General features: G+C 71.9%; 6 protein-coding genes. 4 read left to right on the forward strand and 2 right to left on the reverse strand.

Annotated elements, in window-relative coordinates; translation table 11 throughout:
• Window positions 1-73 precede the first annotated feature (73 nt).
• From GVN67_RS27285 to GVN67_RS27295, 3 genes are all read left to right on the forward strand, one after another.
• On the forward strand, window positions 74-826 hold the full coding sequence (locus tag GVN67_RS27285) for a glycosyltransferase family 2 protein (RefSeq protein WP_160000465.1): 753 nt from the start codon (window positions 74-76) through the stop codon (window positions 824-826).
• A 65-nt stretch (window positions 827-891) separates the two neighbouring features.
• Window positions 892-1,548, forward strand: coding sequence for a TVP38/TMEM64 family protein (locus GVN67_RS27290; RefSeq protein WP_235035563.1), 657 nt, complete (start codon window positions 892-894; stop codon window positions 1,546-1,548).
• Between the two features lie 151 nt (window positions 1,549-1,699).
• Window positions 1,700-3,328, forward strand: a complete 1,629-nt coding sequence (locus GVN67_RS27295) for a hypothetical protein (RefSeq protein WP_160000466.1) — start codon at window positions 1,700-1,702, stop codon at window positions 3,326-3,328.
• 42 nt (window positions 3,329-3,370) lie between these two features.
• On the opposite strand, the gene uvrB is transcribed toward GVN67_RS27295, so the two are convergent.
• On the reverse strand, window positions 3,371-5,557 hold the full coding sequence (gene uvrB / locus GVN67_RS27300; protein ID WP_160000467.1) for an excinuclease ABC subunit UvrB: 2,187 nt from the start codon (window positions 5,555-5,557) through the stop codon (window positions 3,371-3,373).
• Window positions 5,558-5,869: 312 nt separating this feature from the next.
• Between uvrB and GVN67_RS27305 the strand changes: the two genes are divergently transcribed.
• A complete protein-coding gene (locus tag GVN67_RS27305; protein WP_160000468.1) occupies window positions 5,870-6,190 on the forward strand; it encodes a hypothetical protein in 321 nt (106 codons plus the stop codon).
• A 23-nt stretch (window positions 6,191-6,213) separates the two neighbouring features.
• Here GVN67_RS27305 and GVN67_RS27310 read toward each other — a convergent pair whose 3' ends face one another.
• Window positions 6,214-7,227, reverse strand: a complete 1,014-nt coding sequence (locus GVN67_RS27310) for a chemotaxis protein CheB (RefSeq protein WP_160000469.1) — start codon at window positions 7,225-7,227, stop codon at window positions 6,214-6,216.
• Window positions 7,228-7,404 lie beyond the last annotated feature (177 nt).

The following is a 7,404-nucleotide window of genomic DNA, read 5'->3' on the forward strand; positions in this document are numbered from 1 at the left end:
TGCTACCCCCGGCGCGCCCACCATCCTGACCATGCCGGACCATCCGCGTCCCGCCGCAGCCGAGAACCACGGCATGTCCGCAGCCAGTCCGAACCCCGCCCCGCGCCTTTCCGTCGTCATCCCCGTGCGCAACGAGGCGCCCAACATCGCCCCGCTGGTCGCCGAGATCAGCACGGCGCTGGCCGCCATCCCGCACGAGATCATCTATGTCGACGACGGCTCGACCGATGCGACGGCGGCGACGCTGGCCGGGCTGATGGCGACCACGCCGACGCTGCGGACGCTGCGCCACCCGCGCTCCTGCGGCCAGTCGGCGGCGATCGTCAGCGGCGTCCGCGCCGCCCGCGGCGAGTGGATCGCGACGCTGGACGGCGACGGCCAGAACGACCCGGCCGATATCCCCGCCCTCTGGACCTTCGCCCAGGCCGAGGCCGCGCCCGGCGCCGCGCCGCTGCTGGTCGCCGGCTGGCGGACGCGGCGCAAGGACACCCAGGTCAAGCGGCTGTCCTCGCGCTGGGCCAACCGGATCCGGGCGAAGATGCTGGGCGACGCCACGCCCGACACCGGCTGCGGGCTGAAGCTGTTCCCGCGCGAGCTGTTCCTGCGGCTGCCGGCCTTCGACCATATGCACCGCTTCCTGCCGGCGCTGGTGCTGCGCCAGGGCGGGCGGGTCGTCTCCCAGCCGGTGAACCACCGGCCGCGGCTGCAGGGGGTGTCCAACTACGGCACGCTCGACCGGCTGGCCGTCGGCATCACCGACATCCTGGGCGTGATGTGGCTGCAGAAGCGCTGGAAGCGGCCGGAACCGACGGAAACCACGCTTTGAGCGGGGCGCCGCCCCTGCCAGAGCCGTCCCGCCCGACCCGAAAGCCGCTTAATTCCCTGGGCAAGGTGCTGGCGCTGGCCGTGGGGCTGGGGCTGGCCGGATGGCTGCTGCGCACCCTCGGCGCCGCGCCGGGCGGCGAGGCGGCCGAGGCCTGGGTGCAGCGCTTCGGCCTGGAGCAGAGCCTGCGCGGCGAGGCCATCTTCATCATCGTCGGCAGCCTGGCCGCCGCGGTCGGCGTGCCGCGCCAGGCCGTGGCCTTCCTCGGCGGCTATGTCTTCGGCCCCTTCATCGGCGGCGCGCTGTCGCTGCTGGCGCAGATCCTCAGCTGCGCCGCCGCCTATGGCTGGGCCCGGCTGATCGGTCGCGACTGGGCCGAGCGGCGGCTGGCGGGGCGCTTCGGCCGCCGGCTGCGGCCGCTGCGCGACAGCCTGGCGGCCAGCCCCTTCGGCGCCACCCTGGCGCTGCGGCTGCTGCCGATCGGCAACAACCTGGCGCTGAACCTGCTGGCCGGGCTGTCGGGCATCCCGGCGCTGGCCTTCCTGGCCGGGTCGCTGGTCGGCTACCTGCCGCAGACGGCGATCTTCGCGCTGGCCGGCGGCGGCGTCGCGGTCGACCGCAGCTCGCAGCTGGCGCTGGCCGCGGTGCTGTTCCTGGGCTCGGCCGGCATCGGCTTCTGGCTGCTGCGCCGGCACCGCGCCGGCCGCGCCATGGACGCCGACTAGGCCCCCTCGCACATCTGTGATCGGCCGCGGCGGCAGGCCGAGGCTGGCGCCCGCCGCCGGCCCCTGCTCTATGCCGCTCCGAGCCCGCGCCTTATAGTTTCGTAAGCTGCGCTATCCGCCACCCCTGCCGCAAATCCGACCGGGAGCTGCCATGTCCGCCATCAAGGTCACCTACCTGACGCTTCCGGACAAGGCGGGCGGCCAGCTGATGAATGTGGGCGACCGGGTGATCTACCGCGGCGTGCGCAACATCATGCGCGCCGCCATCGGCCCGCATGAGGAGGAGACGCGCTACCTCTCCGACCATTCGCCGCTGCCGGACGACACCGACATCGCCGTCATCTGCGGCACGCCGCAGATCGCCAATACCAGCGAGGTCAGCCGCAACATCCAGCGCATCGCCGACATCGCCGGCAGCGCGGTGCCGGTGAAGTTGAACCTCGGCGCCGGCGCCTTCTATTTCGACGCCTTCGACGCCGACCGCGCCGCGGCCGACGCCGCCTTCGCCGGGCGCGTGCAGAAGGCCGTCTCGGCCGACTACTACCGCCGCTATGCCGGCTTCGACCTGCTGACCTGCCGCGACATGGGCGGCTCGGCGGTGATGAACGCGCTGGGCGTCGCGCACAAGCCGCTGCCCTGCCCGGGCTTCTTCTCGGCGCTGTTCGAGCCGCGGCCGCTGTTTCGCCGGCCGCAGCAGATGGTCTCGGTGCTGAACGGCACCGCCAGCTTCTGGAACCGGGTGGATGCCGACGTCCACGGCTTCTACCGCCGGCTGTGGCAGGCCGATCCCAGCCGCCTCTTCATCGCGCATGACGAGCAGGACGTGCAGATGCTCGACGAGCTCGGCATCCCGCATGTCGTCTTCGACGATGCCGAGCCCTTCATCCGCTACCTGGCCACCGCCGACAGCCTGATCTCGCTGCGCGTGCATGGCGCGCTGCCGGCCTGGACGCTGGGCCTCGACGTGACGCTGCTCGGCCTCGACCGCCGGGCGCTGCTGGGCGAGGATTTCGGCGCCCATTTCAACGTCGTCCCGCTGCGCACCGAGGCCGATTTCCAGTCGGTGCTGAACGCCGCGCCGCGCGCGCCGCTGCAGGACGAGGCCGCCCGCCGCGACTTCTTCGGCAAGTACCTGCCGCAGTATACGGCGGCGATCCGCGAGGTGGTGGAGCGCAAGCTGGGTCGCCTGCCGCCGCTTGGCGTGCCGCTGCACGGCAGCGGCCTGCCCGAGGTGGCGGAGCCGAAGCTCGGCCAGCCCAGCGGCCGCTATTTCCGCAGCCTGTTCCACAGCCGCGAGCCCAGCTTCGAGGTCGGCACCGACATGCTGCGCACCAATCAGCAGCACAGCCGCGACGGCCGCCTGCTGGAGATCCGCGTCGGCGAGAAGAATACGCTGTCCTTTGGCCCCTATGTCCGGCTGCCGCGCGGCACCTGGAAGGTCGAGGCCGAGCTGACCCTGGCCGAGCTGCCGCCCGCCCCGGTCGCCGAGCCCAACTCGGTGGCGCCGGCGCCGACGCGCGCCAAGCGCCTGGACCTGCGCGTGCTGAAGGGCATCCCCAGCCGCGAGCTGGCCAAGCAGATGATGCCGCTGGCCGAGGCGAAGCAGGGCGATGTGCTGCGTTTCGCGCTCGACTTCGTCAACACCAGCGACACCGGCGAGATCGAGGCGGTCTTCGCCCTCGTCGGCGGGCCGCTGACCGGCGCGCTGATCCGCATCGCGCCGCTGCGCTTCACCCGCCAGGAGACGGCGGACAGCCCCGCCGCGCTCAGCCTGATCTGAGCGCCGCCGTCGCCGGCCAGCGGCCGGCGACAACTGGAAGAGCTATTTGCGGCGGCCGCGGCCCTTCTTCTTCTCGGGGTCGTAGCCGCCGCCACCCGGGCCCAGCGGCTTCGGCTTCCAGTCGCGCTTCGGCGTCGCCGGCTGCATCGAGCGGCCGGCCTCGTTCGGCTGCAGCCCGAGCTCGAGATTTTCCAGCCGCTTGATCTCGTCGCGCAGCCGGGCGGCGGTCTCGAATTCCAGGTCGGCGGCGGCGGCGCGCATCTTGCGCTCCAGCTCGGCGATGCTGGCGCGCAGGTCCTTGCCGACGAAATGGCTGGGCCCGTCCTCCTCCGCCCCCGTCGGCGCCACGGTGACATAGTCCTGCTCGTAGACCGACTGCAGCACGTCGCTGATGCCGCGCACGATGCTCTGCGGCGTGATGCCGTGCAGGGTGTTGTATTCCACCTGCTTGGCGCGGCGGCGGTCGGTCTCCTCCAGCGCCTGGCGCATGCTGTTGGTCATGCGGTCGGCATAGAGGATGACCCGGCCCTCGGCATTGCGCGCGGCGCGGCCGATGGTCTGGATCAGCGAGGTGGTGGAGCGCAGGAAGCCTTCCTTGTCGGCATCCAGGATGGCGACCAGCCGGCATTCGGGGATGTCGAGCCCCTCGCGCAGCAGGTTGATGCCGATCAGCACGTCGAACACGCCCTTGCGCAGGTCGCGGATGATCTCGATCCGCTCCAGCGTGTCGACATCCGAATGCAGGTAGCGGACCTTGATGCCCGCCTCGGTCATGTATTCGGTCAGGTCCTCGGCCATGCGCTTGGTCAGCGTGGTGACCAGCACGCGGCCGCCCTGCTCCATGACCAGGCGGCATTCGGCCAGCAGGTCGTCGACCTGGCGTTCCACGGGGCGGATCTCGACCGGCGGATCGATCAGCCCGGTCGGCCGGATCACCTGCTCGGCGAAGGTGCCGCCGGTCCGCTCCATCTCCCAATGGCCCGGGGTGGCGCTCACGAAGATGCTGTCGGGGCGGAAGCTTTCCCACTCCTCGAATTTCAGCGGCCGGTTGTCCATGCAGGACGGCAGGCGGAAGCCGAACTCCGCCAGGATGGTCTTGCGGGCGAAGTCTCCGCGATACATGCCGCCGATCTGCGGCACGGTGACATGGCTTTCGTCGACGATCAGCAGCGCGTTCTCGGGCAGGTATTCGAACAGCGTCGGCGGTGGATTGCCGGGACCGCGGCCTGACAAATAGCGAGAATAATTCTCGATGCCTTTGCAGGAGCCGGTGGTCTCCATCATCTCCAGGTCGAAGGTGGTGCGCTGCTCCAGCCGCTGGGCTTCCAGCAGCTTGCCCTCGGCGTTCAGCCGTTCCAGCGTCTGCTTCAGCTCGACGCGGATGTCGCGGATCGCCTGCAGCAGGGTCGGGCGCGGCGTGACGTAGTGGCTGTTGGCGTAGATGGCGACGTTCTCCATCTCGCCGGCGATCTCGCCGGTCAGCGGGTCGAATTCCCGCAAGCCGTCGATCTCGTCGCCGAACAGCGAAATGCGCCAGGCGCGGTCTTCCAGGTGGCTCGGCCAGATATCCACCGTCTCGCCGCGGACGCGGAAGGTGCCGCGCTGGAAGCCGGCATCGTTGCGGCGGTATTGCTGTTCGACCAGCGCCTTCAGCAGCAGCTCCCGCCCCATGCGGCCGCCGACCTGCAGCTTGACCACCATGTTGGAATAGAGCTCGACCGAGCCGATGCCGTAGATGCAGGAGACCGAGGCGACGATGATGACGTCGCTGCGCTCCAGCAGCGCCTGTGTCGCGCTGTGCCGCATGCGGTCGATCTGCTCGTTGATCTGCGCGTCTTTTTCAATGTAGGTGTCCGAGCGCGGGACATAGGCTTCGGGCTGATAGTAGTCGTAGTAGCTGACGAAATACTCGACTGCGTTCTCCGGGAAGAACGACTTCATCTCGCCATAGAGCTGCGCCGCCAGCGTCTTGTTCGGCGCCAGGATCAGGGTGGGGCGCTGCTGCGCCTCGATCACCTTGGCCATGCTGAAGGTCTTGCCCGAGCCGGTGACGCCCAGCAGCACCTGGTCGCGCTCGCCCTGCTGCAGCCCCTGCACCAGCTGCTCGATGGCGGTCGGCTGGTCGCCGGCCGGCTCATAGGGCGAGACCACCTGCAGCCGGCGGTTGCTGGCCGGCGCCGGGCGCTTCGGCGGCAGGAAGGGGGTGGCAGCGGGGATGATCTGGTTCATGCGGCGGCGCGGCTCGGCGAAAATGGGGGCAGGCGGCGGTGGCGACTGGATGTGGGGCGCGATCCGCCCTGGCGCCAGGGGCAATCTAAGCTACCGTGAACAGGATGTGAACATCAAAGCCCGAGCTTAAGTTTCACGCGAAGGTGCCCGGCGCGACCTAAAATGTTTGTGATTGGTTCATATCCTTTAAGGTATCTTCACACTTTCCCCGCATTCTCCGCCGCCTGAGCGCCGCGGCCAGAATCGGTCGCGTCCCGTCGCCCCATGGTCCGCCGGCTTCCGCCCGCGCGCCTCTCGGCCAAGGAGCACAGAATGTGCGACCCCTTCGCGGCACCCCGCCTGTCCTCGGCGGAGATTGCCGATATCACCAGCGGCCTGCGGGCCCTGGCCGGCGACTGGTCGATCTTCCCGCATGTGGGCAGCATGGGGGAGGTGACGCTGCTGCTCGCGCCGCTCGCCTGGGAGGGCAGCGACACCGCCCTGATGGTGCAGCGCGAGGATGACGGCATTTCCCTGCTGCTCAGCGAGGCCGACACGCTGACCCGGATCGCCCTGCTGCCCGACGCCGCCGGCCTGGTCACCGCCGCCGGCCGTGCCGCCTGGCGCCAGATGGCCCGCATGCGAGCCGCCTGATCTCCCCGGCGCGCCGCAAGACCCTACCCCCCATCCCCGCCGGACAGCATTGCCGCGGCCAGCCCCGCCAGCGGCAGGCTGCGCGTGGCCGCCCCCAGGGCGAGGGCGGCGCGCGGCATGCCGGCATGGCGGCAGCAGCTCTCCTCCTGGATCAGACAGGCGGCGCCGGCCTCGCGCAGCGCCAGCAGCCCCTGGGCGCCATCCTCGCCGCTGCCGCTCAACAGCACGCCCATGGCGGAAGGCCCGGCGTAGCGCGCCGCCGAGCGGAACAGCAGGTCGACCGAGGGCCGCCGCCCGCGCAGCGGCGGCGCCTCGGTCAGGGCGAGGCGCAGGCCGGGGCCGAGCAGCAGGTGCCGCCCGGGCGGCGCCAGCAGCGCCAGGCCGGGGCAGGGGGCGTCGCCCTCGGCCGCGGCGCGGAGCGCGATGCGGCAGCGCGCCGCCAGCAGCGCCGCCAGCGGCTCGGCCAGCGGCGCCGGCAGGGCCAGGGCGATGACCAGCGGCGGGCAGCCGGGCGGCAAGGCGGGCAGCAGCCGCAGCAGCGCCGCCGGCCCGCCGGTCGCGGCCCCCAGCACGATCACCGCCGGCCGCGGCGGGGCCGGCCCGGCCGTGGGCAGGGCCAGCGGCGGCAGCCGCGGCAGCCCGCTTTCCGCCGCCGCCCGCACCCTGTCGCGGATGTCGTCGCGTTCCTCGGCGCCGGCGGCGGGCGATGGCTTCAGCAGCACCTCGGCGACCTCGCCCTCGGCCAGGGCCAGCAGCGCCGCCGGCAGCCCGGCGCCCGTCGCGGCGCCCAGGCACAGCACCACCGGCACCGCCCGCCGCGCCAGGGCGCGGCGCAGCGCCGCCAGCCCGTCGGCCCGCGGCGGCGCGGCGTCGAGCAGGATGACATCGGGCGGGTCGCGCTCCACCTGGCGGGCGGCGGCCAGCGGGTCGGCGGCGGTCATCGCCTGGATGGCGGGGTCGGCGGCCAGGATGGCGGCCAGCGCCTGGCGCGGCGCCGCGGCCTCCTCCACCACGAGCGCGCGGATGCGGGGCCGCATGGCGCGGTCAGCCCCATCCCGGCGGGGAAAAGACTCGCTGCATGACGATAAAAAGCCCGCGTGGTGGATGGCGCGGGATGCTGGCGGCCTGGGCTTAACGCGGGGTGTCCGTGGTGCCGGCGCGCACGCGCAAAGGCTCGGGCAGCGGGATGGGCGGGCCGGCACCACGGACACCCC

Source organism: Roseomonas sp. 18066 (assembly GCF_902706185.1).
Taxonomy (GTDB): domain Bacteria; phylum Pseudomonadota; class Alphaproteobacteria; order Acetobacterales; family Acetobacteraceae; genus Pseudoroseomonas.

What these genes read in the sequence shown, in the direction of transcription:
- GVN67_RS27295 (WP_160000466.1), top strand. Translation starts at nt 1,700, where the DNA reads ATGTCCGCCATCAAGGTCACCTACCTGACGCTTCCGGACAAGGCGGGC.
- GVN67_RS27305 (WP_160000468.1), top strand. Translation starts at nt 5,870, where the DNA reads ATGTGCGACCCCTTCGCGGCACCCCGCCTGTCCTCGGCGGAGATTGCC.
- uvrB (WP_160000467.1), bottom strand. Translation starts at nt 5,557, where the DNA reads ATGAACCAGATCATCCCCGCTGCCACCCCCTTCCTGCCGCCGAAGCGC.
- GVN67_RS27310 (WP_160000469.1), bottom strand. Translation starts at nt 7,227, where the DNA reads ATGCGGCCCCGCATCCGCGCGCTCGTGGTGGAGGAGGCCGCGGCGCCG.
- GVN67_RS27285 (WP_160000465.1), top strand. Translation starts at nt 74, where the DNA reads ATGTCCGCAGCCAGTCCGAACCCCGCCCCGCGCCTTTCCGTCGTCATC.